At 57.5% G+C, this 26,874-nt stretch carries 26 protein-coding genes; 9 read left to right on the forward strand and 17 right to left on the reverse strand.

Annotated elements, in window-relative coordinates:
- Positions 1-10: 10 nt before the first annotated feature.
- Positions 11-1,381, reverse strand: coding sequence for a sugar porter family MFS transporter (locus N5W20_RS03165; protein WP_319807469.1), 1,371 nt, complete (start codon positions 1,379-1,381; stop codon positions 11-13).
- Positions 1,382-1,486: 105 nt separating this feature from the next.
- Entirely contained in the window at positions 1,487-2,821 is a 1,335-nt protein-coding gene (gene purB, locus N5W20_RS03170; RefSeq protein ID WP_319807470.1) for an adenylosuccinate lyase, read from the reverse strand.
- Between the two features lie 188 nt (positions 2,822-3,009).
- Here purB and N5W20_RS03175 point away from each other — a divergent pair, with 188 nt between their 5' ends.
- The 3 genes from N5W20_RS03175 to N5W20_RS03185 are packed head-to-tail and all read left to right on the forward strand — an operon-like array spanning position 3,010 to position 6,049.
- Positions 3,010-3,612: a YjbE family putative metal transport protein gene (locus tag N5W20_RS03175; protein WP_319807471.1), complete on the forward strand. Its 603-nt coding sequence runs from the start codon at positions 3,010-3,012 to the stop codon at positions 3,610-3,612.
- Positions 3,613-3,636: 24 nt separating this feature from the next.
- Positions 3,637-5,541: a lytic transglycosylase domain-containing protein gene (locus tag N5W20_RS03180; RefSeq protein ID WP_319807472.1), complete on the forward strand. Its 1,905-nt coding sequence runs from the start codon at positions 3,637-3,639 to the stop codon at positions 5,539-5,541.
- On the forward strand, positions 5,531-6,049 hold the full coding sequence (locus tag N5W20_RS03185) for a CinA family protein (RefSeq protein ID WP_319807473.1): 519 nt from the start codon (positions 5,531-5,533) through the stop codon (positions 6,047-6,049). The genes N5W20_RS03180 and N5W20_RS03185 overlap by 11 nt, the downstream gene beginning before the upstream one ends.
- A gap of 80 nt (positions 6,050-6,129) precedes the next feature.
- Here N5W20_RS03185 and N5W20_RS03190 read toward each other — a convergent pair whose 3' ends face one another.
- The 12 genes from N5W20_RS03190 to N5W20_RS03245 all read right to left on the reverse strand — a co-directional run bounded on the left by N5W20_RS03190 (position 6,130) and on the right by N5W20_RS03245 (position 19,262).
- The gene (locus tag N5W20_RS03190; protein ID WP_319807474.1) at positions 6,130-6,474 is read right to left on the reverse strand and encodes a hypothetical protein; all 345 of its coding nucleotides are present in this window, start codon (positions 6,472-6,474) and stop codon (positions 6,130-6,132) included.
- A gap of 136 nt (positions 6,475-6,610) precedes the next feature.
- Positions 6,611-7,075 carry a type II toxin-antitoxin system RatA family toxin gene (locus N5W20_RS03195; RefSeq protein ID WP_319807475.1) on the reverse strand — a complete coding sequence of 155 codons (465 nt, stop codon included), beginning with the start codon at positions 7,073-7,075 and terminating at the stop codon, positions 6,611-6,613.
- Positions 7,076-7,078: 3 nt separating this feature from the next.
- On the reverse strand, positions 7,079-8,056 hold the full coding sequence (lipA, locus tag N5W20_RS03200) for a lipoyl synthase (RefSeq protein WP_408869432.1): 978 nt from the start codon (positions 8,054-8,056) through the stop codon (positions 7,079-7,081).
- A gap of 7 nt (positions 8,057-8,063) precedes the next feature.
- Positions 8,064-9,467: a dihydrolipoyl dehydrogenase gene (gene lpdA / locus N5W20_RS03205; protein ID WP_319807477.1), complete on the reverse strand. Its 1,404-nt coding sequence runs from the start codon at positions 9,465-9,467 to the stop codon at positions 8,064-8,066.
- 4 nt (positions 9,468-9,471) lie between these two features.
- Complete coding sequence (locus N5W20_RS03210; RefSeq protein ID WP_319807478.1) at positions 9,472-10,728, reverse strand: pyruvate dehydrogenase complex dihydrolipoamide acetyltransferase; 1,257 nt, start codon at positions 10,726-10,728, stop codon at positions 9,472-9,474.
- A gap of 12 nt (positions 10,729-10,740) precedes the next feature.
- Positions 10,741-12,081 (reverse strand): pyruvate dehydrogenase complex E1 component subunit beta, encoded by a 1,341-nt coding sequence (locus N5W20_RS03215; RefSeq protein ID WP_319807479.1) that lies wholly within the window; start codon positions 12,079-12,081, stop codon positions 10,741-10,743.
- 3 nt (positions 12,082-12,084) lie between these two features.
- Positions 12,085-13,128, reverse strand: a complete 1,044-nt coding sequence (gene pdhA / locus N5W20_RS03220; protein ID WP_408869417.1) for a pyruvate dehydrogenase (acetyl-transferring) E1 component subunit alpha — start codon at positions 13,126-13,128, stop codon at positions 12,085-12,087.
- Between the two features lie 60 nt (positions 13,129-13,188).
- A complete protein-coding gene (gene trpC, locus N5W20_RS03225) occupies positions 13,189-14,040 on the reverse strand; it encodes an indole-3-glycerol phosphate synthase TrpC (protein ID WP_319807819.1) in 852 nt (283 codons plus the stop codon).
- A gap of 121 nt (positions 14,041-14,161) precedes the next feature.
- The gene (gene trpD / locus N5W20_RS03230; protein ID WP_319807480.1) at positions 14,162-15,229 is read right to left on the reverse strand and encodes an anthranilate phosphoribosyltransferase; all 1,068 of its coding nucleotides are present in this window, start codon (positions 15,227-15,229) and stop codon (positions 14,162-14,164) included.
- Between the two features lie 3 nt (positions 15,230-15,232).
- The gene (locus N5W20_RS03235) at positions 15,233-15,823 is read right to left on the reverse strand and encodes an anthranilate synthase component II (RefSeq protein WP_319807481.1); all 591 of its coding nucleotides are present in this window, start codon (positions 15,821-15,823) and stop codon (positions 15,233-15,235) included.
- Positions 15,820-17,334 (reverse strand): anthranilate synthase component I family protein, encoded by a 1,515-nt coding sequence (locus N5W20_RS03240; protein WP_319807482.1) that lies wholly within the window; start codon positions 17,332-17,334, stop codon positions 15,820-15,822. The genes N5W20_RS03235 and N5W20_RS03240 overlap by 4 nt, the downstream gene beginning before the upstream one ends.
- A gap of 14 nt (positions 17,335-17,348) precedes the next feature.
- Positions 17,349-19,262, reverse strand: a complete 1,914-nt coding sequence (locus tag N5W20_RS03245) for a peptidylprolyl isomerase (RefSeq protein WP_319807483.1) — start codon at positions 19,260-19,262, stop codon at positions 17,349-17,351.
- A 323-nt stretch (positions 19,263-19,585) separates the two neighbouring features.
- On the opposite strand from N5W20_RS03245, the gene secG reads away from it, so the two are divergent.
- The 5 genes from secG to N5W20_RS03270 all read left to right on the forward strand — a co-directional run bounded on the left by secG (position 19,586) and on the right by N5W20_RS03270 (position 24,421).
- A complete protein-coding gene (secG, locus tag N5W20_RS03250; RefSeq protein WP_319807484.1) occupies positions 19,586-19,921 on the forward strand; it encodes a preprotein translocase subunit SecG in 336 nt (111 codons plus the stop codon).
- Positions 19,922-19,996: 75 nt separating this feature from the next.
- Entirely contained in the window at positions 19,997-21,631 is a 1,635-nt protein-coding gene (locus tag N5W20_RS03255) for a CTP synthase (protein WP_319807485.1), read from the forward strand.
- Entirely contained in the window at positions 21,624-22,475 is an 852-nt protein-coding gene (gene kdsA / locus N5W20_RS03260) for a 3-deoxy-8-phosphooctulonate synthase (RefSeq protein ID WP_319807486.1), read from the forward strand. Before N5W20_RS03255 ends, kdsA begins: the two co-directional genes overlap by 8 nt.
- Before the next feature lie 230 nt (positions 22,476-22,705).
- On the forward strand, positions 22,706-23,983 hold the full coding sequence (gene eno / locus N5W20_RS03265; RefSeq protein ID WP_319807820.1) for a phosphopyruvate hydratase: 1,278 nt from the start codon (positions 22,706-22,708) through the stop codon (positions 23,981-23,983).
- A 219-nt stretch (positions 23,984-24,202) separates the two neighbouring features.
- A complete protein-coding gene (locus tag N5W20_RS03270; protein WP_319807487.1) occupies positions 24,203-24,421 on the forward strand; it encodes a septation inhibitor protein in 219 nt (72 codons plus the stop codon).
- 68 nt (positions 24,422-24,489) lie between these two features.
- Here N5W20_RS03270 and rpmG read toward each other — a convergent pair whose 3' ends face one another.
- Positions 24,490-24,657 carry a 50S ribosomal protein L33 gene (rpmG, locus tag N5W20_RS03275; RefSeq protein WP_319807488.1) on the reverse strand — a complete coding sequence of 56 codons (168 nt, stop codon included), beginning with the start codon at positions 24,655-24,657 and terminating at the stop codon, positions 24,490-24,492.
- Positions 24,658-24,884: 227 nt separating this feature from the next.
- Between rpmG and lexA the strand changes: the two genes are divergently transcribed.
- Entirely contained in the window at positions 24,885-25,577 is a 693-nt protein-coding gene (lexA, locus tag N5W20_RS03280) for a transcriptional repressor LexA (protein WP_319807489.1), read from the forward strand.
- 22 nt (positions 25,578-25,599) lie between these two features.
- Here lexA and N5W20_RS03285 read toward each other — a convergent pair whose 3' ends face one another.
- Complete coding sequence (locus tag N5W20_RS03285; RefSeq protein WP_319807490.1) at positions 25,600-26,145, reverse strand: hypothetical protein; 546 nt, start codon at positions 26,143-26,145, stop codon at positions 25,600-25,602.
- Positions 26,146-26,222: 77 nt separating this feature from the next.
- Positions 26,223-26,819 (reverse strand): CDP-diacylglycerol--glycerol-3-phosphate 3-phosphatidyltransferase, encoded by a 597-nt coding sequence (pgsA, locus tag N5W20_RS03290; protein ID WP_319807491.1) that lies wholly within the window; start codon positions 26,817-26,819, stop codon positions 26,223-26,225.
- Between the last annotated feature and the right edge of the window lie 55 nt (positions 26,820-26,874).

The raw sequence follows: 26,874 nt of genomic DNA on the forward strand, positions 1-26,874 counted from the left end.
CCATCCCGCTTCAGTTACGGGAAGCTGGCAGGAATGTGCCGTCCCGAAGCGATTTTTCAAGGGCTTCGAGGCTCTGCCCCTTTGTTTCCGGGACATAGCGCATCACGAAAATAAAGGAAAATGCATTAACCGCCGCGAAAAGCCAGAAGGTCGCCCCCGGCCCAAGGAGGGTGACGAGGCTCAATGTCGTCAGGGAAATCACCAGGTCCGCGCCCCAATGACTGGCGGCCACCACGCTCATGCCGCTCCCCCGGCAGGAAAGGGGAAACACTTCGGCCCCCACAAGCCATACTGCGACGGACAGACTGCCGACATTGAAAATGACATAGCCGATGAGGGAAAGAAGCGTAATCCACGCGCCGACGCCACCGGTCAGGTGCAGGGAGAACATCGCGCCGAGGATGATGAGGGAAATGACCGCGCCGGGAAGCATACGCAGCATCAGGGTGCGACGCCCCCAGTGATCAACGGCCCAGCCGCCGAACACGGTGGCCAATGTCATGGCCACACCCACCGCAACCGACATAAGCAACGCATATTGATGACCAAACCCGGCTTCAGAGAAGATCGTCGGTGCGTAATACATGACGGCATTCGTGCCGGTAAGCTGACAGAGCAGCCCGATCCCGACAGAGGCCAGAAGCGCAGGGCGCACCCAAGGCTCAAAAATCTGGCGGAAGGGCGCTTTCTGGTCATGCGCGTCAATGATTTCCGCAAGCTCCTGATCGGCCTGCGCGTCGGTCGGGCGGACACGGCGCAGAACTTCTCGCGCGCGCTCCGTCTCCCCTTTCATGGCAAGCCAACGCGGGCTGTTCGGTACAAACAACATGCCGATAAAGAGGATGGAGGCTGGGACAAAGCCGAGGCCGAACATAAGGCGCCAGCTTTCCTCACGCAGCAAATAGCCGGTAATGAATGAGATGGTCATGCCGGACACAACCGCGAGCTGAAAGGCCACGACAAGCGCGCCGCGTCGCTCCGGCGGTGAGATTTCAGCGATATAGATCGGCACAATCTGGGAGGCCGCGCCAATGGCAAGGCCGAGGATCAGGCGCGAAGCGACCAGCAAAGCTGTTGAATGCGCGAATGTGACGATTACCGTGCCGATCAGGAACAGGATCGACGCCGCCATGATGGTGCGCCGTCGGCCCATTCGGTCCGATAAAGGTCCGGCCGTGATACAACCCACCAGCGCGCCGGCAATAATGGCGGAGGTCACAACCTCCTGCGCGAAGGTTGAGAGGTGAAAGTCCGTCTTAAGTTGAAGCAACGCACCGGAAATGATGCCGGTATCATAGCCGAAGAGCAATCCGCCCGTTGCGGCAATGATCGCGATGAAGTTTGTGAGGGCTCGTCCTCTGACAGGTTTTTGCGCGTCCATAACGGCTGACCTTTCTTTGAACTCAGCGCGGGAAATCAACATAATGATGCCCCGCGCTGATCATGATTTTCTGCCGGATGATCCGGCGAATTTGCAAAAAAGTCCTTACGCGCCGAAAACTTTTTTGAAGATGTCGTCCACGGCGACGAGGTGATTTTCGCTTCGCATCGCCGCGTCAAGGGCTGAGGGGGTAATGTGCTGCGTCACTTCCGGGTCGGAGAGGAGATTTTCACGGAAGCTTCGTCCCTCCGGTTTGCCGAGCAGAGTCCATGTCGCCATCGCATGTTTCTGCACGAGGCGATAAGCATCCTCCCGAGAAAAGCCTGCTTTGGCCAGCGCCAGAAGAACCTCACCGGAATGCACCACCCCGCCAAGCGCATTGAGATTGGCCTCCATACGCTCCGGGTAGATAAGAAGCTTGTCCATCATACCGGCAAGCCGCATCAGCGCAAAATCAAGGCCGATTGTGGCGTCAGGGGCGATATTCCGCTCCACGGAGGAATGGCTGATATCCCGCTCATGCCACAAAGCCACGTTCTCAAGCGCCGGAACGGCCGCGCTGCGGACGAGGCGGGCGAGGCCGGTCAGATTTTCCGACAGAACCGGATTGCGCTTATGCGGCATCGCGGAGCTGCCTTTCTGCCCCGGATGGAAGAACTCCTCAGCTTCCCGCAATTCCGAACGTTGCAAGTGGCGCACTTCGGTCGCCAGGCGCTCAATGGCGCTGGCTGTCACGGCGAGGGCGCAGAAATAAGCCGCATGACGGTCACGCGGGATGACCTGGGTGGAAACATCCTCACAGGCCAGACCCAGTTTTTCGGCAACAAAGGCTTCAATGGCTGGGTCGAGATGCGCAAAAGTGCCGACCGCGCCGGAGATGGCGCAGACGGCGATTTCTGAGCGCGCCGTCTCGAGTCGCTTCCGGTTGCGCGCAAATTCAGCGTAATGCCCGGCCAGTTTGAGGCCGAAACTCGTCGGCTCCGCATGGATGCCGTGACTGCGGCCGATCGTGACCGTGTTTCTGTGCGCGAAAGCCTGTTTCCTGAGCGCTGCGAGGACCGCATCCATATCCTGTAACAGGAGATCAGTCGCCTGCTGAAGCTGCACGGAGAGGCAGGTATCCAGCACATCGGAAGATGTCATGCCGAGATGCACAAAACGGCTGTCAGGGCCGATTTTTTCAGCCAGCCAGGTCAGAAAGGCGATGACATCATGGCGTGTCTCCGCTTCAATCTCATCAATGCGGGCGAGATCCGCCTCGGAAAACGCCGCCATGGCCTCATCACCGCGCCTGCGAATGGTTTCGGCGGCTTCACGCGGGATCGTGCCCAGATTCGCCATGGCCTCACAGGCGAGCGCCTCGATCTCGAACCAGATTTTATACCGGTTCTCGGCAGACCAGATGGCTGTCATGGCCGGACGGCTGTAACGGGGCACCATAAATTTCGCTCCTTGACTTTAATCGTGCCCTACATAGCGGATTTACCAGCATTCGAACATAGGTCCGGTCAAATAACGTTACAAATATCATAAGTCGCGTTCAAAACCGCCAGGGGCTTGATCCTTTTCAGATAACAGCGAACAAATGCCCGATCAGCGCGGGTTCATGGTGGGACAAGGAGCATCTCATGGCAGTGACGTGGGCAGAGGTGGTGTCCCTCATTCAAATTCTTTTGATTGATGTCTCACTGGCGGGTGACAATGCCATTGTCATTGGTCTCGCCGTGCAGGGCCTCGCGGCAGGCCAGAAGAGACGGGCCATTGCTGTCGGGGTGGGGCTGGCCGCGCTCATCCGCATTATTCTGGCGCTGGTGGCGACGAAACTCCTGACCGTGATCGGGCTGACGCTGGCGGGTGGGCTCCTTCTGCTCTGGGTCTGCTGGAAAATGTTCCGGGAGTTGCAGGTTTCTGAGTCGGAAGTGGGGACAATTGTCCCGTCCAAAAAACTTTCATCCGTCATCCTGAAAATCGTCATCGCCGATCTCTCAATGAGCCTCGATAATGTGCTTGCCGTCGCCGGGGCCGCGATCGGGCATCCTTATCTTCTGGCTCTGGGCCTGCTTTTATCCATTCTGCTCATGGGATTCTGCGCGGCGGCGATGGCGAAGTTGCTTGAGCGTCATCGATGGATTGCCTGGGTCGGGCTCATCGTGGTTTTCTATGTCGCGATCAGGCTGATCATCATTGGCGGCTTTGAAGTCAGCAAGGTTATCGGGCAGTTTATGAGCTGATCATTGTGCGGAAAAGAGGAAAATATGAGACGATTTGCCCGGATGCCCACCGCCTGCCGCACTTTGGTGGGCGCCTCACTGGGCGTGACATTATCGCTCTCCCAACCAGCCTCAACGGCCGCCGCTCAGAATGCGCCGTCCCCAACGATCAAAGCCCGGGTGAATCAATGGGTCGCGTTGACGGACACACGCAACAACCCGACATTGTCAGAATATGCTGAATTTCTGAGTAGACGCCCTCTCTGGCCCCGCCGCCCGGTCCTTTTGGCGCGTTTCCAGGCAAAATTATCGGTCACGAGTGGCACAAACAATCTCTCGCATTATTGTCCCCTCTTCCCGCTTTCCGACGTGCAGGCGCTGAATCGCTGTGGCCCTTTTCTTTCGGACACGCATGACCAGGCAATCAGGATATGGGAATCCGGGCGGGAGCATGAGGGTGAGGAGACGATGCTTCTCAACCTCATCGGTTCAATCCCGGATCAGACCGCGCAAGTCAGGCGATTTCATGCGCTGATGTCGCGCAGTCGCTACGTCGCGGCCCGACGGCAGATTGCGCGTTTATCGGGCGTCAATCGCAGGGCGGCCCCGGTTGAACTGGCTTTCGCGACCAAAGATGCGACGGCTGAGGCGCAATTTAACGCTCTTCCCCCGGCCCTCCAGCATCGGTCACGTGTGCTTCTTCCCTATCTGCGATGGTTACGCCTGGCGGGGCGACAGGATGAAGCCGTGCGATTATGGAAAAACACGGCTTTCACCGTGCAGGCGGCCCATCCCTCTCATGGCTGGATGCAGGAGAGGCTGCGCCTGGCCTATGACCTCCTCGCGGCGCAGGATATACCATCCGCCCTTGTGATGGTGAGTGCCCCCCGGCCGGGCGGCGCGACGACGGCAAATCTGGACGCGCATTTTCTCGCCGGATGGATCGCCCTCAAACAAACCCATGATTATGTCAAATCTGAGCATGAGTTCGCCCGCCTCACGCGTCAGACCAATATCATCCAGCGTGCAAGGGGCGATTTCTGGATGGCGCAGGCCAAGCTGGCGCAAGGCGATAAGGAGGTCGGAACGCAGATGCTGCAGAAGGCGGCGCGCTTCCCGACAACTTATTATGGCCAGTTGGCGATTGCCGCGCTCAATCATGAGGAAGGTTACTTCCGCCTGACGAAGACATCTTTCCCCGGCCTGCGCAGGGCTTTGAAAGCTCTGCCCCCGGTGGCCGCCACGGCCCCTTCCCGACCGGATCTGATCCAGGCGGCACGCTATTTGGCTTCGGAGGGACGCATTGATGATGCGGATGTGTTTCTCCTCGCAGCATGGGTCAATGCTGAAAGCCCGGCTGAGATGGCGGCCATTGCCCGCACATCCGTCAGGATGAAGATTTACCGGCCCGCCGTCTTTGCCGCCCGAAGGGCGGGTGCGCAGGGTGTGGCGCTCTATCCGGAAGGGTGGCAGCATCCTGACGTGACCGTGCCGCCCGGTGCGTTTCCGGCGGCTTTCTCCTGGGCTGTTGCGCGTCAGGAAAGCAGTTTCGACGCGGATATCATCAGCCCTGCCCAGGCGGTCGGGCTGATGCAGTTGCTACCCGGTACGGCGCGCGACATGGCGCATCAGGTTGGTGTGCCCAACGCCAGGAAGCTGACGACGGAAGCTCTCAAAAACCCCAGGCTCAATATGCAGCTCGGAACGGCCTATCTCAGTTACCTGCTCGGCCAGTTGAAGGAAATGCCGCCGATTGTTCTCGCTGCTTATAATGCCGGCCCGACCCGCGCCAAACGCTGGTTGCAGGCCCGGGCGATCAACCCTGAATCGCGCAATGCGGATGTGATTGACTGGGTGGAGAACGTGCCTTTCGCGGAAACGCGCGCCTATATTCAACGTGTGATGGAAAACTTCAAAATTCTCGAAGTGGAGGCTGAAAATGGTCAATGATCGCGAACTCCTCAAGCTTGCCGACACGACAATTGAGGCATTGCGAAAAAGGGGTTTGAGGGTCGTGACGGTTGAGAGTTGCACCGGCGGCATGGTCGTGTCCCTCCTAACCGCACATGCGGGTGCGTCTGACGTTGTGGAGGGAGGGCTGATCACATACTCCAACACGCTCAAGCAGGATCTCGTCGAAGTGGATCGTCGCACATTGGACAGGGATGGCGCCGTCAGTGAGACGGTTGTCGTTGAAATGGCCATTGGGGCGCTGGATTGCGCCGTCGAGGCCAATCTCGCGATTGCCATCAGCGGCATCGCAGGGCCTGACGGTGGCACGGATGAAAAGCCGGTGGGCACGGTGTGCTTCTGCCTCGCGGATGATGACGGTGCCCGCCCGATCTGTGAGACATGTCATTTCGAGGGGGATCGCACGGCCGTCCGTAAGGCGGCCGCCCGACATGCGCTTGAATTGCTGATCCGCGGGGCTGAAGCGCGTGATGCGGCATCAGCCTGAATCTCACAGCAAAAAAAAGGCGGCCCGTTTGGACCGCCTTTAAAAACAGGGTCAGCAGGCTTGCGCCCGGATCCCGTTATTTACCGAGGCACGGAAGCGGAAGGGCCCATGGCTGACGGTGGTGTGCCGTAAGCCGGGTCATTCGTGTTCACGGATGGCAGGGTCGGCTTTGCCATCGGCGCGCCGGGCGGCGTTTGACTGGCGGGAGCACCCATACGCGCCTGGTCAAGGCTGCGGGCATTGAGGGCTTCAGTGGAGTCACTTCCACGGGTGGCGCCGTGGCGCGTCATGCAGTGGCGCGCATTGTGCTTGCAGTGATGCGCTGATTTCCAATTACTGTGATGGTTCATATGATGTGCTGCAAAAGCCTGAACCGGTAAGGCTAAAGCGGCCACAGCCGCGAAGAGAGAGAGGTTTTTCATCATGAAATCCTTTTAAGACTGGATGAGAGGATCGCGGAAGCAAGTTCCGTTCTAATTTAGGTCGTTGAAGGAAACGTTAAAGTTTCGTGCAAGTTCAAGGCGATGCCCGAAATTGCCGTCATGATGCGTGTGCAACCTGTTATTTGGAAACGTCATCCCGCACAGGGATCATCGGGGGGCCATAGATCTCCCGCGCCCGGCGAATGAAGGCCGAGACCATCAATCGCACGCCCTCATTGAAAACGACGCCGATGGCATTTTGCAACAAGCGTGAGCGGAACTCGAAATCCACGAAAAAATCGACGCGTGTCCCCCGCGCATCGGGGATAAACTGCCAGACATTATTAAGATATCGAAACGGCCCTTTTTCATACCGGACCCGAATGCGGGAGGGGCGGTCCAGCGTGACGCGACTGGTAAATGTCTCCCGAAACGGCCCGAAACCCACAGTGAGATCGGAGACAAGCTCCTGCTCCGTTGAAGATTTAACGACCGAACGCAGGCACCATGGCAGGAAGGCCGGATATTTACCGACATCCGCAACAAGGTCAAAAAGCTGTTCAGGCGTGTAGGCGATGATCCGCTGTTCGGCATGAGTGGGCATGGATCAGGCTTTCGCGTCACGCTGGAGAGATTGCTGCCGCGCCGTTCTGAGAGCGGCAAAATCAGAGTCAGCATGGTAGGAGGAACGCGTCAACGGGCTGGCGCTGACCTGCAGAAAGCCCTTGCTGCGTGCGACCGCCGCGTAGGAGTCGAATTCATCCGGCGGGATAAAGCGCGCGACAGAAGCATGTTTCGGCGTCGGTTGAAGATATTGCCCAAGTGTCAGGAAATCGACATCAGCGATGCGGAAATCGTCCATAACCTGTGACACCTCCATCCTGTCTTCACCCAGCCCCAGCATCAGGCCGGATTTCGTGAAGATTTCCGGATCACGCTGTTTGACACGGTCGAGCAATCTCAGCGATTGGTAGTAACGCGCGCCGGGACGGATGGACGGATATAGGCGTGGAACAGTCTCGATATTGTGATTGAAAACGTCCGGCTTTGCATCAATAACAACGTCCAGAGCATTGTTTTTACGCAAAAAGTCGGGCGTTAAGATTTCGATTGTGGTCGCTGGCGAGGCGGCGCGAATGTGATGGATGGTGGCGGCAAAATGGGCGGCACCTCCATCTGCAAGATCGTCCCGATCAACGGACGTGATGACGACGTGCCGCAGCGCCAGACTTGCCACAGCATCGGCAACCCGGCGGGGCTCATCATCGTCCAGTTCCGCTGGCTGTCCGGTAGCGACATTGCAGAAAGCGCAGGCGCGCGTGCAGATATCGCCCATAATCATCATGGTGGCATGACGTTGCGACCAGCATTCACCAATATTGGGGCAAGCCGCCTCCTCGCACACTGTGACAAGTGATTTGTCGCGAATGAGCTTGCGCGTTTCCTGATAAACAGGGCTGTTCGGCGCACGCACGCGGATCCAGTCCGGTTTGCGCTGCACAGCGTTATCCGGCCGATGCGCTTTCTCTGGATGGCGCGCTGCGGGGGGCCTGCCCTTTCGGTGGTCAATGACAATGCGTTGCATGACGGAGTCAGAAATGGAGTGCGCCTCCCCAGGCTGCAAGGACGGCTTCATGCATTGATTCCGAGATGGTTGGATGCGGGAAGACCGTTTCCTTAAGCTCGGCCTCCGTCAATTCACCGGTTTTGGCGATGACGTAACCCTGAATCATTTCACTGACTTCTGCGCCGATCATATGCGCGCCGAGGAGTTCACCCGTCTCCGCGTCGAAGATGGTTTTAACGAGTCCCTCCGTCTCCCCCATCGCCAGCGCTTTGCCGTTCCCGATAAAGGGGAAGCGTCCGACCTTCAGGGTGCGACCCGCCTCTTTCGCTTTCGCCTCCGTCAGGCCCACAGAGGCAATTTGCGGGTAGCTGAAGGTGCAGCCAGGGATATTGAGGGGATGGAGTTTTTCCGGGTGAAGGCCCGCGATTTTCTCGACAGCGATAATGCCCTCATGAGACGCTTTATGTGCCAGCCAGGGTGCGCCGGCAACATCGCCAATGGCCCAGATATTCTCTTCAGCCGTCCTGCCAAAGCCATCTGTGACGATGTGCGTCTTCTCGATTTGGACTTTCGTCTTCTCAAGGCCGAGATTCTCAACATTACCAACAATGCCGACCGCCACGATGACGCGGTCCACCGTGATGTCGGTCGCCTGACCCTTCACTTCAATATGGGCCGTGACATGATCACCCTGCTGTTTCAACGCACCGACCTGCGCCGAAGTGATGATCTTGATCCCCTGTTTGGTGAAGGCTTTCTCAGCCAGTGCGCTGATTTCCTCATCCTCAACGGGGAGGATGCGCGAAGCGACGTCAATAAGTGTCACCTCCGCGCCCATCTGACGGTAAAATGACGCGAATTCAACGCCAATCGCACCCGTGCCGATGACAAGAAGGCGTTTCGGCACCGCATCGGGCACGAGGGCCTCACGATAGGACCAGATTGTTTTGCTGCCCGTCTCCAGCCCCGGGAGCTGCCGCGCGCGCGCACCCGTCGCGAGGATGACATGGCGGGCAGCGAGTTGACCCGTCACCTTGCCCTGTTGCGTCACCGCGACGATATGGTCGCCAGCCTTTTGACCATCGAGCGCGCCCCTGCCCTCATAGACGGTGACTTTCGCTTTCTTCAGAAGATGCGCAACACCTTTGGAGAGCTGGCGTGAAACAGAACGAGAGCGCTCAACAATCTTTTTGATGTCAAACTGGATGTTATCCGCTGAAAAGCCAAAGCCTGCCAGATTATGAAGCTGATGATGGATTTCGGAAGCGCGGAGCAAAGCTTTTGTGGGGATACAGCCCCAATTGAGGCAGATGCCGCCGAGATGTGTCTCCTCGACCACCGCCACTTTCAGTTTAAGCTGCGCAGCCCGCAAGGCGGCGACATACCCGCCCGGGCCGCCGCCGATAATCACAATGTCAAATTTATCCATAAGCCTAGACCACCAGGAGATAAGGATTTTGCACAATATGGCGGAAGGCTTCGAGCCACTCCGCGCCGAGAATGCCGTCAACGGCGCGGTGATCCACAGATAATGTCACGGTCATGACCGTTGCGATGGCGAGTGCATCATCACGCACGACAGCCCGTTTCTCGCCGGCGGAAACCGCCAATATCGCGGATTGAGGCGGATTGATGATGGCGGCAAATTCTTTGACGCCACGCATCCCCATATTGGAGATTGAGAAGGTGCCACCCTGATATTCTTCAGGCTGAAGCTTCGCGCCGCGAGCCTTCTGCGCGAGTTGCTTCATCTCAATGCTGATTTCCCGAAGGCTCAGCCGGTCCGCATCCCTCAAAATAGGGGTGATCAGCCCACCCGGCACGGACACCGCGACGGAGATGTCGACAACATGATGTTGGATCATCTCATTTTCAGTGAAACTGACATTGACGCCGGGCACTTTACGGAGCGCCAGGGCCGCGGCCTTGATCACCATATCATTGACGGAAATCTTGACGGTCGCACCTTCTTCATCGGGCATGACGGCGTTGAGTTCTGTGCGGAGTTTCAACAGCGCATCAAGTTCCACATCCATCGACACGTAAAAATGCGGCACGGATTGTTTGGATTCAGTCAGGCGCTGCGCAATGACCTTGCGCATACCGGAATGGGGGATCGGCGTGGATGGCTTCCGCTCAAACACGCCTTGTCGGCCCGGCGCGATCGGGTGCTCACCCTGCGGCGTGGCGGCTTGCGCGTTCCCTGTGTGGCTTTCAACGTCCCGTTTGACGATGCGCCCGTTAGGACCTGTGCCTTTGACGGCGCTGAGATCAATTTGCCCCGCTTTCGCGATGCGTCGCGCCAATGGGGAGGCTTTGACACGCGGGGCGGTCGCTTCGGCCCGCGACGCCGCAGGTTTTTCCGGCGCTTCAGCGGCAGGTTTATCGGCTTGTTTTGCCGCTTCCGGGCCGCTGGCTTTCACGTCGGGCGTCGCTGACGGGTCTTCTCCCTCAGCCAGCAGAATGGCGATGGCCGTGTTGACCGCGACATTCTCCGTCTTTTCCGCAACAAGGATGCGGCCGATAATGCCATCGTCAATGGCCTCGACCTCCATCGTGGCCTTGTCCGTTTCAATTTCAGCAATTAGGTCACCGCTTTGCACGCGGTCGCCGGTCTTGACGTGCCATTTGGCGAGCGTCCCCTCCGTCATGGTGGGAGAGAGGGCCGGCATCAGGATAGAGGTCGCCATAATTGAAACGCCTTAAAAAAGTTTACGCACGGCTTCAACGACCCAATCCGGTTGGGGAAGCGCCAGCTTCTCCAGATTGCTCGCATATGGCAGCGGGATGTCAAGCCCGCAAACGCGCGCGGGCGGTGCATCAAGCTCGTCAAACGCCTTTTCACAGATTACAGCGCAGATTTCAGCACTGATACCTGCGACAGGCCAGCCTTCCTCAACGGAGACAACATGATGGGTTTTGCTGACGCTCTCAATGATTGTCGCTGTATCGAGCGGCCTGAGACTGCGCAGATTGATCACCTCCGCCTCTATGCCCTGCTCCGCGAGTTTTTCAGCGGCTTCAAGCGCGACGCCCACCATGATTGAATAGGCAACAAGGGTGACATCCTTGCCTTCCCGCTCGATTTTAGCCTTGCCGATGGGCAGGATGAAATCCTCATTGACGGGGCACGGAAATTTCTGTCCGTAAAGAATCTCGTTCTCAAGAAAAACGACGGGGTTCGGGTCACGTATGGCGGCGCGCAGAAGCCCTTTTGCATCGGCGGCTGACCATGGTGCCACGACTTTGAGGCCCGGCACATGCGCATACCAGCTTGCGTAACATTGCGAGTGCTGGGCCGCCACGCGCGACGCCGCGCCATTCGGCCCCCGGAAGACAATCGGGCAATTGAGCTGCCCGCCTGACATGTAAAGTGTTTTGGCGGCTGAATTTATAATATGATCAATGGCTTGCATCGAGAAGTTCATCGTCATGAACTCGACGATCGGTTTGAGGCCCGTATAGGCCGCGCCCACCGCCATACCGGTGAAACCATGTTCCGTAATCGGGGTGTCGATTACGCGTTTCTCACCGAAGCGCTCAAGCAGCCCTTGAGAGACTTTATAAGCGCCCTGATATTGCGCAACCTCTTCCCCCATCAGGAAGACATCGTCATCCCGCGCCATCTCCGCCGCCATGGCGTCACGCAAAGCCTCACGCACCGTGATAAGTTCCGTCGCCCCCCAATCCCGGTCAGCCGCCGCGCCCGGCTGAGAGGTAGGCGGCGCAGGCGGTGCGGAAATGGTCGCGCTTCCTGTGACGGGTGGCGCGCTTGCGGGAAGCGCATCGTCCACAGATTCGCCATCCTGAGAGAGGATCGCGATCGGGGCGTTGACAGCGACGTTCTCCGTCCCTTCTTTCACCAAAATCCGCGCCAGAATGCCGTCTTCCACGGCTTCAACTTCCATCGTCGCTTTATCTGTCTCAATTTCAGCAATGACATCGCCGGACTGGACGCGGTCTCCCGATTGCTTGACCCAACGGGCCAGTCTGCCTTCGGTCATGGTGGGGGAAAGCGCCGGCATGGTAATTGTCGTCGCCATTCTTCAGTACTCCACCAACACGTCGGTCCATAATGAGTCAATGCCCGGTTCGGGGCTTTGCTGCGCAAACTGCGCGGCGTCATTAACCTCCGCCTTGACGTCATCCTCTATCTTTTTAAACACGCTATCCGCCACGCCCTGTTTGGAGAGATATTTCCGAATATGCTCAATCGGGTCACGCGTCTTGCGCATTTCATCCACTTCCGCCCGATCACGGTAACGTGCCGGGTCGGACATGGAATGACCGCGATAACGATATGTCTCCATTTCCAGCAGGAAGGGGCCCTTACCGGCGCGGCAATGGGCCATAGCCTCCCCAGCCGCCTGATGGACGGCGAACAGATCCATCCCATCCACCTTGAGGCTCGGGATCTGCCACGGGCGACCAAGCTGTGAGAGGTCTTTCGCCGCGGAAGAGCGCTCAACACTGGTGCCCATACCATAGCGATTATTTTCGATCACATAGATGCAGGGAAGCTTGTGCAGGGCGGCGAAATTGAAGCTCTCAAAAACCTGTCCCTGCTGCGCCGCGCCCTCACCGAAATAGGCGATCCCGACTTCCTGCGTGCCACGATATTTATTGGCGAAGGCCAGCCCGGTGCCGATCGCGACCTGCGCCCCGACAATGCCGTGCCCCCCGTAAAAATGCTTCTCACGGGAGAACATGTGCATGGAGCCACCCTTCCCGCGGGAATAGCCATCCTGACGCCCTGTAAGCTCCGCCATCACGCCGCGCGCCGTCATCCCGACGGAGAGCATATGCGCGTGGTCACGATAGGATGTGATGACCTTATCGCCCTCTTTCATGAGAAGGCCGATCCCTGTCACAACGGCCTCCTGCCCGATATAAAGGTGACAGAAACCGCCAATCAGGCCCATCCCGTAAAGCTGCCCGGCTTTTTCCTCAAACCGTCGCAGAAGCACCATGCGCTGATAGGCTATGATTGTCTCTTCCTGGCTCAGAGGTGAACCATTGTCATCGGCGCGCAGAACAGGCGTCAATTTCTTTGCAGTTCGGGTCAAGCTGGCCGTCTCCTGAATATGCATCGGTCGCTGACATGTCCGATGCCGTTTTGACCAAGTAAAATCATCATGGCGTCGTCAACTTTACAACGTGCCCATGAGGCGTCGCGCCGCGAGGCCAGGGTCTTCCTCCCGGAGGAGACTTTCACCCACCAGCAGGCCGGACGCACCGGCCTCACCGATCCGCAGCACATCCTCATGCGTTTTGATGCCGCTCTCGGAAATCACGATACGGTCAGGCGGCACGAGGGGAGCGAGCTCAAACGTCGTGCGGATATCTGTTTTGAGCGTGCGCAGGTTCCGATTATTAATCCCGATCAGAACGGTGTCCAGAGAGAGGGCGCGGGTAAGTTCCACCTCACTATGAACCTCGCAAAGCACATCCATATCAAGGCCGCGCGCCAAAGCGATCAGGTCTGACGCCTCACTATCCGTTAAAGCCGCGAGGATGATCAGGATGCAATCCGCGCCGATAATGCGACTTTCATGGACCTGCCACGGGTCAACGATGAAATCCTTCCGCAGGATGGGCAGGGTCGATGCCGCCCGCACCTGCTCAAGATCCTCCGTATCACCATGGAAACATGCTGACTCCGTCAGGACGGAAAGACATGTTGCCCCGGCCGCCTGATAGGATTGCGCGATCATGGCGGGGTCATAATTCGGGCGGATGATACCGGCGGAGGGGGACGCCTTCTTGATCTCCGCAATCAGCCCCACCTGGCAGTTTGCCGCCATCTGTTTGAGGGCATGCCCGAAGCCGCGCGTTGGCGTGTCAATTTCGCGCGCTCGGGCCGAGATTTCCTTCAGCGGCGTAATCTGGGAGCGTTGCTCAACATCAATACGCATCCGCGCGCAGATCCGCGCGAGCACATCGGGGATTTCCGCCGGCGCGTCCAGATCAAGCGTGGTATTTGCGGGGTCACCGACATCCATCGCGTCCGGCTCATGCGCGTGATGTTGCGACGCCGCGCCCTGCTCCGACTCAGGATGATGGGATGAACTATTCGACATTCTCGCTTTAATAACCTCTACCATGATGATGAAGCCATCGTGATTACGCTGTTAACATATTTATATCGCGCGCTCGTTCCATAACGGCAAGAGCGTGGCCTTCGTCAATGACTTTTGCCACACGCGCCATATTTTCAGACAAGGCGTCAAGACAGATGCGCCCCTCTGTAAAGACATCCCCATGGCCTGCAACGTCGAGGGCAATGGCTGCGTTCAGGCAGACTGTGTCGCGATAGACACCCTTTCTGCCCTCCAGCATCTCCATCAGCGCGCGCGCATTCTGCGCCGGTGTTCCGCCTGCCAGGGTCGCGATCTTTTGATGGGGGCCGAATAACGCGGCGGGGTCAAGCGTGTATTCCGTGACGCCGCCATCGCGCCAGACAGCCAGATGGGATTTGCCTGAAAGGGTCATCTCATCCGAAATGCCGCGATCTGTCTCGCCGTAAATGACGGTGACGCGCGTCCCACCCAAGCGGCCTGTCGTTTCCGCCAGTTTCACCATCCATCGCGGGTCACTGACGCCGATCATCTGGCGTTTAACGTTGGCGGGGTTGCAAGCCGGGCCGATCATGTTGAAAATCGTGCGGAAGCCCAGTCTGCGGCGCGTTTCCGCAATATCACTCAGGGCCGGAATATGCAGGGGCGCGGCAAGAAAAGCCAGATTCTGCGTTTCTAACCGCTGACGCTGGCGGTCGAGATTGCCATCGGGGTGGATGCCGAGTTCCGACAATACATCTGTCGCGCCGGAATTTGATGAGACGGCGCGGTTGCCATGTTTGGCCACCGGTATCTTCATCGCTGCCAGCACGAAGGCAACGGCTGTCGACACGTTCAGCGTGTTCAGCCGGTCACCCCCTGTGCCGCATACATCGACGGCGTCCGGCGCGTTATGGCGGAGCGGAATGGCCGCCTCCCGCATGGCCTGCACCGCGCCAACCAGCTCCTCCGTTGTTTCCTGCCGCAGATGCAGGGCCGTGAGAATGGCGGCGAGTGATGTCGGGTCAACCGCGCCTGAGAGGATCTGCCGGAAGAGGTCATGGGCCTGATTGGTTGTCAGGGGTGTGCCTTCAGCCAGCTGGATGAGGCAGGTTTGTATGAATCCCGTCATCATCTGTCAGGACCGTGCTTCCCGACCCCGATGCGCCAGGGCCAGAAAATTACCCAACAGGCTTTTCCCCTCTGAAGAGGCGATGCTTTCTGGATGAAACTGCACGCCATGAATGGGATGATGTCGATGGTGAACACCCATGATGATGCCATCTTTCGTGCGTGCGTTAACGATGAGATCTGCCGGGAGCGTTGCCGGGTCAAGCACCAGACTGTGATAACGCGTCGCGCGCGTCGGGTTGGCGAGATCGGTGAAGACGCCCGTGCCGTCATGATGCATCTCATCCACCTTGCCATGCACGGGGTGCGGCGCGCGGATGACGTGCGCGCCATAGACCTGACCAATGACCTGATGCCCGAGGCACACGCCCAGCACCGGCACTTCAGACCCCAATTCCGCAACGAGCGCACAACAGATGCCGGAATCATCCGGCGTGCCGGGGCCGGGGGAAATCACGATGGCTTCCGGCGCGAGCGCACGCGCCTCATCGACAGTGATGGCATCATGCCGCCTGACGTCACATGTCGCGCCCAACTCGCCCAGATAATGGACGAGATTATAGGTAAAGCTGTCGTAATTATCGATGAGGAGAATCATGACGAGGACATGGTGCCTTTATCTCGTGGCGTCAATTGCGAGGATCGGTTCCGTGCCCAGGCATCTTCCATCGCTTTTTCAGCCGCGCGGAACAAGGCGCGGGATTTATGCCGCGTCTCCTCCTCCTCCAACGCGGGAACACTGTCCGAGACCACACCGCAACCGGCCTGCACATGCAGTTTCCCGTTTTTCATGACCGCCATGCGCAGGGCGATACACGTGTCCATCTCGCCATTCACGCCGAAATAACCGAGGCATCCGGCATAGGGGCCGCGTCGGGTCGGCTCAAGCGCGTCGATGATCTCCATCGCGCGGATCTTCGGCGCGCCTGTCAGCGTGCCCGCGGGGAAGGCGGCGCACAGCGCATCCACGGCGTCACATTCAGGGCGGATCATGCCGTGCACGGTGGAGGAGATATGCATGACGTGACTATAGCGCTCAATGACAAATTGCTGCGGCACCGTCACTGTCCCCATCTGGGAGACACGGGCGACGTCATTCCGCCCGAGGTCAATCAGCATCAGATGTTCCGCGCGCTCTTTCTCGTCAGCGAGCAGGTCTTTCTCAAGTGCGAGATCTCCCTCCGTCGAGGCGCCGCGGGGGCGCGTGCCCGCGAGCGGGCGCAACGTGACCTCGCCATCCCGCAATCGCACGAGGATCTCGGGCGATGAACCGACGAGTGCGTAGCCGTCCAGCTCCATCAAAAAGAGGAATGGCGCCGGGTTGACGCGCCGGAGCGAGCGGTAAAATGTCAGCGGGCTGAGCGGAAAATTGACGGAGAAGCGGCGGCTGGGCACGATCTGGAAGGCATCACCGGCGGTGATATGGGTCTGCGCCGTCCGCACCCTGGCCTCAAATTCGGCATCCGGGATGGATGGTTCCGGCTTGAGGGGCAGTGAAGGGGGGGCTTCAAGATGCTCATCCGCATCATCAAGACCTGTTCGCAGTGCGGCCAGGACTCGCGCCAAAAGCCCCTCAGCCGCTTCCGCCGTTAAACCGCCCTGGCGTGAAATGACCGTGACAAAAACCTCGTCGCGCAGAGAGTCGAACACGGCAAAAATGGTTGGCCGCATCAAAATACCGTCCGGCACCTGGAGATCATCAAGGCCGGTATCAGGCACGTCCTCAATCTCACGCACGAAATCATAGCCGAGATAACCGAAGAGACCGGCAATCATGGGCGGAAAATCTTCCGGCAGGGCAAGTTTGGAATCGCGGATGAGCTGCCGAAGTGACGGCAAAGCTTTTTGCTTCGCGGTTTTGAAAGAGTTCGCGCCGGAAAGAACCGTCTCATTCATCGCGACGACAGTTTTTTCATATCGCCAGATAAGGTCAGGATGCATGGCGATGACGGAATAGCGCCCACGCGCCTTGCCGCCCTCGACGCTTTCAAAAAGCAGGCGATAAGGCGCCGCACCCGAGCGCTCGGGAAACAGCCGTCCGAGACGCATATAGGCAGCGACGGGCGTGAGCAGGTCCGCGGAGATCACGGCATGGAAAAGGCGACTCATTTCACCATGATCCGTTACGAACCTTCACCGCTCAGAACCTGATTGAGCAGAGGCTGGTTGATGTGCATCTTTGCCTGTTCAGCAGCCCGCTGCCGGAACGTATTAACGACGTCCTCCTGCAAACCGCGATCGGCCATCTTCTGCAATGCCTTGCGGGCCTCATGCGCGGCCACCGGGTCGGCGGGGAGTGACGTTACCGTGAACACTTTATAAGTCCCGTCAACGTCAATCATCGCCGTCTCACCGATTTTGGTCTGGAGGACAGCATAGGGCAACGCTCCGTGACTTTGCTCCGCCGATTGAACGGTCTCAAACTGCCCGGCTTCGATCTGCGGGCCGCCCTGTCCCGGCACCGCCACGTGCGACACGCCGCCCTTCTCTTTCGCCTGCGTGAAAAACTCTGTGGCCGCGACGTTGAGGGCGCGGTTTGACGCGTCCTCACGATAGGCTTTCAGCACGGTATCGCGCGATTCCTTGAAGGTTAATTGCCGCCCCGGCTCGACCTGATCGAGCTTGATAACAAACGCGCCGCCATCAGGCAGGGCGACGAAACGCGGCGGGGCATCGACTTTCTGGCTGAAAATCGCGTCGATGATGGCTTTGCGTTCCGCTTCGGTCCCCGGGATGGGCGCGTCATCACCCGACTTTGTTTTACCTTCCCGCGTCAACGCACCTTCCGCGGGGCGCGCGCCGAGTTCAGCGGGGATGTGGTCGAGGCTTGTGTCACCCGCGACGATATCCTGAAGCTTCGCCACTTTATCCGGCAGCTGATTAACGGCCTCCTGCGTGCGGATTTCGCTGGCCAGACCCTCTTTGGCTTCATCAAGGCTGACATGATGTGCGGGCGAGATTTTCGAAACGCGAAACACAATCCAGCCGCCGGGTGAGGAAATCGGGCCCGTAACGATGTCCGGCGCAGCGGCGAAAGCGGCCTTGGCAAGCTCAGGCGCGGGGATCGCGCTCTGAGGTATCTGAGACAGCACGTCGGCAATGGCGCCTTTCGCCTGTTTCAGCACGTCCTGCCATGAAGCGCCATCCCGCCAGGCTTTGGCGATGGAGTCAATCTGTGCACGATCTTTCGACATGACATAGGCAATATCCCGCCCCTCAGGCCGGTCATACAGCGCCTCCCGACTGTCATAGAGTGCTTTGACCTGCGCATCAGATGCGGTGACGGCGCTTTGCAATGTCGAAGCATTCAGCAGAATGATCCGTGCATGGCGGAATTCCTGCGTTGTGTAATCCCATGGGTGGTTGTCGTAATATCTCTGCAAAGTCGCTTCATCGACGGCAGGTTGGGGGCTGCCGCCCGCCGGTTGACGGAAAGTCGCCACGTCATAGACATGACGCTGCGTCATATAATCCGCAAACCGCGCGACGATGGCATGGGGTGCCGTAATGTTGCGGGCCATGGCCATGCCCAACGTCAGATTTTCAACTTCCCGGCGGACGATGTCGATAAAAGCGGGCTCCGTCATCTGCGCATTGCGCAGCCAGTTACGGAAGCGGTCGGGACTGAAATGATGTTGCTCATCCTGAAAAGCGGGGATGGAAAAAACTTTTTCCCGGATGATCTTATCCGGGACGACCATCCCCTGCGCGTGCGCCTGGGCCTGCATGGGCAGTTCATTCAGCATGGACTGGAAGACAACCTGCCTCAATTGCCGTTTTTCCGACGTTGAGAGATTATCTCCGGGGTGGTGGCCCATGGCCTGGGCGATGCGGTCCCCCATCAATCGCACGCGCGCCTCATAATCCTGAAGTGAGATTTTTGATGGGCCCGCCATGGCGAGGACGTTCGGGTCATCATATGCTGGTTTCAGGAAGACGTCATTGGCGCCCCATCCGATAAATGCGACAAAAATAAGCAGCGCGATGATGCGGCCTATCCATGAGTCAACAACGAGGTGTCTGAGCGTGGTGATCATTCTGTCGATTATCCCGCTGAAGCTGAAAGCCTTAAGGCGCTCCCTATAAAGGGCGAAAAGATTTTAGACCAGCCTTAAAGGCCGCAGGGACCCCTTCAGCACCTCACGGTCGCCCGTTATGATACCATATCAACCGTTCACCCTCCTAGCCCGGTGCAGGCGTTGCGTGTGCAGGCGCAGCCACCTTCCGCCGCGTGGCGGATGACAATATCATGATCTCATCGTATATTACGGGGCAGAGCGTCGGACGGGCGGCGCTTCAGGCGGTGGTCGCAAGCCTTGCCGAATTCCTGACACTGACATTTAGGTAAAGAAACTTACTGATGACGACCATTCTGCTTATCATAAATGTGTTTGTGACCATCGCCCTGATCGGGGTGATCCTTATCCAGCGGAGTGAGGGAGGTGGTCTCGGGATCGGGAGTGGTCAGGGTATGGGCTCCTTCATGTCCGGCAGGGGTACGGCCAATCTTCTGACGCGCGCAACCGCGATTCTCGCCGGTATGTTCATGGTGCTCTGCCTGGCGCTCGCCTACCTCAACCAGGGCGCGGCCGGGCATCATGCGGGCGATTCGATTTTGGCGACGCCCCCTTCCGCCTCGACCGCCCTGCCCGAAAATCCCGCGCCGGATTTCCCCGCCGGAAAGCCTTCGAAATAGAGTGAGGCAATTTTAAAGCATGGTCAGGGGCTTCCATCTTCTATTCAACACCAAAGCGTTGTAGGACAGCCCTCCATGACGAAATTTGTTTTTATCACCGGTGGTGTTGTTTCCTCTCTTGGCAAGGGCATCGCTTCAGCGGCCCTGGCGGCTCTTCTGCAATCCCGAGGCTATTCGGTCCGTATGCGCAAGCTGGACCCGTATCTCAATGTTGATCCGGGGACGATGAGCCCCTATCAGCATGGTGAAGTCTTCGTCACAGATGATGGCGCGGAGACGGATCTTGATTTGGGGCATTATGAGCGTTTTACGGGCGTGCACGCAGCATGTGCGGATAATGCGACAACCGGGCGGATCTATTCCGACGTGATCGCGCGGGAGCGTCGGGGTGATTATCTTGGCGCGACCGTGCAGGTGATCCCGCATATCACGGATGCCATCAAATCCGCCATTGTTTCCGGGACGGAGGATTATGATTTCGTCCTCGTCGAAATTGGCGGGACAGTGGGTGATATTGAGAGCCTGCCATTTCTGGAAGCCATACGTCAGTTGCGGAATGATTTGGGACATGCGCAGACCATGTGCGTGCATCTCACACTCCTGCCTTACATCCCCGCAGCGGGTGAACTGAAAACGAAGCCCACCCAGCATTCGGTGAAGGAACTTCAGAATGTCGGTATTCAGCCGCAAATGCTGATCTGCCGTTCCGACCGGCCTATCCCATCGCAGGAACGGCACAAGATCGCAAATTTCTGTAACGTCAAGCCGGAAGCCGTGATTGCCGCGCTGGATATCGACACGATCTATGCCTGTCCGCTTTCCTACCATGCGGAAGGGATGGATGATGAGGTTCTGCGCTATTTCGGGCTCCCGGCTGATCAGGCGCCTGACCTGCGTAAATGGGAAAAGATCGTCGACGCGATCCGAAACCCTTCCGCCACGGTGCGCATCGGTATTGTCGGTAAATATACCGCGTTGCTTGACAGTTATAAGTCACTGATTGAAGCCCTCCTCCATGGTGGCATCGCCCATAATGTGCGCGTCCAACTTGAGTGGATTGAGGCCGAGAACCTTGAAAAATCCGGCGCGACCGAGGCGCAGTTGCGCCAGTTACACGGTATCCTGGTGCCAGGCGGTTTCGGGCGCCGCGGTTCAGAGGGGAAGATCGCCGCCGTGCGCTATGCGCGTGAAAAATCCGTGCCTTATTTCGGGATCTGCTTCGGGATGCAGATGGCGGTGATCGAATGCGCCCGCACCCTGGCGGGCATCTCAGATGCTTCCTCCACCGAATTTGGCGCAACGACGGAGCCCGTTGTCGGGTTGATGACGGAGTGGGCGCGCGGCGATGAAATCATGAAACGGCGTGAGCAGGGTGATTTGGGTGGCACAATGCGCCTCGGCGCCTACCCGGCAAGCCTCACGTCGAAATCTCGTATCGCGGAAATTTACGGGGAAACCACCGTGCGGGAACGTCACCGTCATCGCTATGAGGTGAATGTGCATTATCGCGACGCCCTTGAGGCGACGGGGCTCCGTTTTGCCGGCATGTCACCGGATGGCGTGTTGCCGGAGACGATCGAATATCCTGACCATCCATGGTTTATCGGCGTGCAATATCATCCGGAATATCTCTCCAAACCCTTTGCCCCTCACCCGCTTTTTGCTGGCTTTATCGAGGCGGCCGTTAAAAGGATGAAAGCCGATGCGTGACATCGACATTAATGGCCTTAAAATCGGCAATCGCCTCCCTTTCACGCTGATTGCCGGGCCGTGCCAGATTGAGTCGGCTGACCATGCCATGATGGTCGCGGAGAAATTGACGGAAATCTGCAAAAACCTCTCAATCGGGCTGATCTATAAAAGCTCCTACGATAAGGCGAATCGTACGTCGCTCAACAGCAAGCGCGGTGTCGGGATGGAGAAGGGGTTGCAGATCCTCGCGGATGTGAAAGCCCGTTTCGGGTGTCCTGTGCTGACCGATGTCCACGCGCCGGAGCAATGCGCGCGCGCCGCCGATTACGTGGATGTGCTGCAGATACCCGCTTTTTTATGTCGCCAGACGGACCTCCTCCTGGCGGCGGGTGAGACAGGTGCTGCGATCAACGTCAAAAAAGGGCAGTTTCTTGCACCCTGGGACATGGAAAATGTCGCGGCCAAAATCGCTTCAACGGGTAATGAGCGTCTGATGCTGTGTGAGCGCGGCACAAGCTTTGGATATAATACGCTGGTCAATGACATGCGTGGTCTGCCCATTATGGCGCAGACAGGCTATCCGGTTGTGTATGACGCCACCCACTCCGTTCAGCAGCCGGGCGGGCTTGGCGGCGCGTCAGGCGGACAGCGGGAATTTGTCGCACCGCTTGCCGCTGCATCGGTGGCAATTGGCGTGGCGGCCGTATTTATTGAAACACATGAAAATCCCGACCAGGCCCCCAGTGACGGGCCGACCATGGTGCCGCTTTCAGAGATGCATACCCTGCTCGAAAAACTGAGCCGCATTGATCGCCTCATTAAAACGCAGCACCAGATGGACGGCGCCGCGACGCGCGCCTGAAAATTTCGCGCGATGCAGAGCTTTTGGCGCCGAGGAGTGGCGTCGACTTGGTTTGTAACGCAATCGTAAAGAGCGCAAATGTCAAGAAACGGCAAGTTGTGGTGATAGTGGTGACGCACCGTATATTTTTCCATGTCATTATTCTCTAAATATCTCTTAATTGGTTGACATGAGGGCCAACAGGCGCACTTGTGTTGCGCAAAGATTTCAAACTCAAAGGGAGCATCATCGTGAGCGCCATTATCGATATCGTTGCGCGGGAAATTTTAGATAGCCGCGGTAACCCGACGGTTGAAGTTGACGTCGAACTCTCCTCCGGCGCGAAAGGTCGTGCGGCTGTTCCCTCAGGCGCGTCGACCGGTGCGCATGAGGCTGTTGAACTGAGAGACCGGGACCCGTCACGGCATTATGGTAAAGGCGTCACGAAAGCCGTTGCCTTCGCAAATAACGAGATCCGCGAGTTGCTTCAGGGTGCTGAATCATCTGATCAGATCGCGATCGATAACGCCATCAATGACCTTGATGGCACGGATAACAAAGCGCGTTTCGGTGCCAACGCCATATTGGCCGTCTCCCTAGCCGTTGCAAAGGCCACCGCGATTGAGCTTGAAGTGCCGCTTTATCGTTACTTGGGCGGCGTAAACGCCCACACGCTTCCCGTCCCGATGATGAACATCATCAATGGCGGCCAGCATGCTGACAACCCGATCGATATTCAGGAATTCATGATTCAGCCCATCGGGGCGAAATCAATGTCTGATGCTGTGCGTATGGGTGCCGAAATCTTCACCTGTCTGCGCAAAAATCTGGCCCAATCCGGGCATAACACGAATGTCGGGGATGAGGGTGGTTTTGCGCCAAACCTGAAATCCGCTGAGGAGGCGCTGACATTTATCAGTCAGTCTGTCGAAGCGGCGGGTTATCGCCTGGGTCAGGAAGTCACGATTGCGCTCGATTGCGCGGCGACAGAGTTTTACAAGGACAATCATTATCATCTGAAGGGAGAAGGCAAAGTTCTGGATGCTGATGGCATGATCAGTTATCTGGCGGATCTTGTCGCCAAATTCCCGGCAATTCGGTCGATTGAGGACGGGCTTGCTGAGGATGACTGGGCAGGTTGGGCTGAAATGACATGCCGCCTTGGTGATAAACTCCAGCTTGTCGGGGATGATCTTTTCGTCACCAATACTGAGCGCCTTGCCAAAGGCATTGAAAGTAAAACGGCAAATGCTGTCCTGATCAAACCCAACCAGATCGGCACGTTGACGGAAACGCTCGATGCCATGGAGCTGGCGCACCGCAACGGTTATAAATGCGTCATGAGCCATCGCTCAGGTGAGACGGAAGACACGACCATTGCTGACCTCGCCGTCGCGACAAATTGCGGCCAGATCAAAACAGGTTCTCTCTCCCGTTCGGACCGTATTGCCAAATATAATCAGTTGATCCGCATTGAGAGTGAGCTTGATACGGCTGGTTTTTACGCAGGTCAGTCCATCTTTAAATAATGTGAAGAGCGCAACTTTGGCCTTATTGTGAAATAACGGCCAGGTTGCGCGTTAAAACTTTGAGCAGCGAAGTATCGGCTTAACGCTGCCTCTCCAACTGGTTAGAATATGCAGGCGCAACGACACATACGTCGGTTTTTTCGGTTGGTCATCCCGCCGACCGTTTTCCTAGGACTTACGGCGTATTTTTGCTGGAATGCGCTGCAGGGCGACCATGGCATGCGCGCTTATGAGGCGCGCCTCGGCCTTAAGCGGAAAGCCATCGCCTCTCAGAAGGCGGCTGAGGATGAGTATGTTTTGTGGCAGCAGCGCATTAACAGTTTAAGTGAACGCGCCCTGGATGCGGATCTTCTCGATGAGCGCTCCCGTGCGATGCTGAATCTCACGGAGAAAAACGAACTCGTGATCCCTTACGGCAAAAACGACCGGCTCTATTAACAGGGCCGGATGTCAAGCAGCACAGATCCGACCCGAGCGAACCCGGATCGGGCGGTGTGCGAACCCGCTTACTTGATTTTTGCTTCCCGGAATGTGACGTGCTTACGGACGACCGGGTCATATTTCCGCACTTCCATCTTGCCAACGGCGGAGCGCGCGTTCTTCTTCGTCACGTAGAAATATCCGGTATCCGCTGTCGAAACGAGACGAATCTGGATGACGTTTGTCTTAGCCATGTGATCCTCAACACAGTGTCGGTGTGCCCCACGGTCAAACATGGTGGCATCGTCAGATTGCGTGCATAAATGCTTTGAAGTGGGCGCGACGTCAAGCTTTAACGTAAGCTTTCGCCTAGAAAACAAAAATATTCCGCGCATGCTTGCGTAATACGGCCACAAATTTTAAAAAGAACAAAATGGAAACAGAAGCGCCGCGTTGCGTTTCCATCCCAGTGAGGACAACGATGCTTACACGGAAACAACACCAGCTTCTTACTTTCATCGATGATTATCTTCATCGCACGGGATTCTCTCCCTCATTTGATGAGATGAAGGTTGCAATCGGTCTCCATTCCAAATCCGGCATTCATCGCCTTGTGACAGCTCTGGAGGAGCGCGGTTTCATCAGGCGCCATCATCAACGTGCCCGGGCACTTGAGGTCCTGAAGCCCCCTCCCCGGCCCGCTGATAAGATTGTCCCGTTCTCATCGCATGGCCTTCAAGGTAAAGCGAACGTCTCGACGCTTGAAACCTCTAAGAATCCCCCATCAGGCGGGTCCATTGAAATCCCGGTTTACGGGCGGATCGCTGCCGGTGTCCCGATAGAGGCGGTGAAAGATACGGGCGAGACGGCTATGGTGCCGACCAGCATGCTAGGTCGAGGGCAGTATTACGCCCTCATCGTCGCCGGAGATTCGATGGAGGGCGCTGGCATCATGGATGCGGACACGGTGATTATCCAGGAAACGCCGAACGCGGAAAATGGCCAGATCGTTGTCGCGCTGATTGATGGTGAGGAAGTGACCTTGAAGCGTCTGCGTAAACGCGGCCCGTCCATCGCGCTGGAAGCTGCCAATCCACGTTACGAGACGCGTATTCTTCCGGCGGAGCGGGTGACGATACAAGGTGTGCTGACATCGCTGCTGCGGAAATATTAATCCGCGCAACTGGTGGTTGCGCTTAATTCTTGCCGCTTTTGCGGATTGTCACCGTGCCGTCCGGCGCAATCAGGGTGGATGTGCCATCCCCGTTCGGGATCTCGACGATACCACTTTCCTGCTCGATATATTTTTTTGACGGATCAATGACAGGCTGCGTCGTGATGGCTTCCGGCGTGCGCATCACGCCGTGTTTCACCGCAAATTCCTCGCCGATACTGACGCGACTTCCCTCTTCAAACAAAGCCTCATTTTCCTTGCGCCCCGAGGCCATGCGGCCAAAATAACTGTTCGGGTCATCAAGGGTTTTCGCAATTGACTGGGAGGAGCGCGAGACATCCCGAAGCGAGGGAAGCGGGTCAGGTGCGCCAGGCCAGATATCGCCCCCTTCCGACATGAGGGGAAGTTCAGAAACCGGTGCCCCGGTCACCTTCGCCATGGTTTCTGATCGGCCAGCGGGGAGGTTGGGGTTGGCACCCGGAAGAGAGACCGTATCATGAAAAAACGTGCCGAGGCCTGAACAGCCGCTGAGGAAAAGCGGCGTGACGACGAAGAGCAGTTTTCTCATTAACGAAATCCTCGGCCCATCAAGGGAATGATTACTTCAATTCGTTTATCAGATGTCGAATTTTTGTCCAATCACGCTCAACGGCTCAGTCTCTCCCGGTTTGTCACGCCGAGCATATATGTCACACCGGTTGTCAGATAGCGCCACCCGCTGAGCACCGTCGGAATGACGGAGAGCCACAGCATAAGTGCCCCCAATTGCAGGGCGGAGCCGAATGAAGTGACCTGCCACGCGCCATTGGCGCTTCCGGCCATCAGAAATCCGATCGCGATCATCTGTATGCCGGTTTTCCATTTCGCGAGGCGGGAGGATGGGAGTGTCTGGTCCTGGCTGGCCATATATTCCCGCAATCCACTGATCAGGATTTCACGTATCAGAATGATAATGGCCGCAAAGACGGAGCCCTCCACCAACCGGCCATAACCGGCCAGCGCCATCAACAGCGCCCCGACAAGAAGCTTGTCCGCGATCGGGTCCATCATCCGACCGATCTCGGAATTCTGCTTCCAACGCCGCGCCAGCATCCCGTCAAAGTAATCTGTCACACAGGCGATAATATAGATGACGCATCCGACAGCACTGGCCGCATTGTTCTGCAACGCGATGCTGACAACCAGGAAAGGGATTGTCGCGATTCGCGTCAAAGTCAAAATGTTCGGAAGGTCAGTCAGCATCACAGGCCCTCGACGTTGGAGTTTCGCTGATACCATGAAAACGCCGTAAAGCCAC

It is taken from the genome of Candidatus Kirkpatrickella diaphorinae, from assembly GCF_025736875.1.
GTDB lineage: Bacteria > Pseudomonadota > Alphaproteobacteria > Acetobacterales > Acetobacteraceae > Sorlinia > Sorlinia diaphorinae.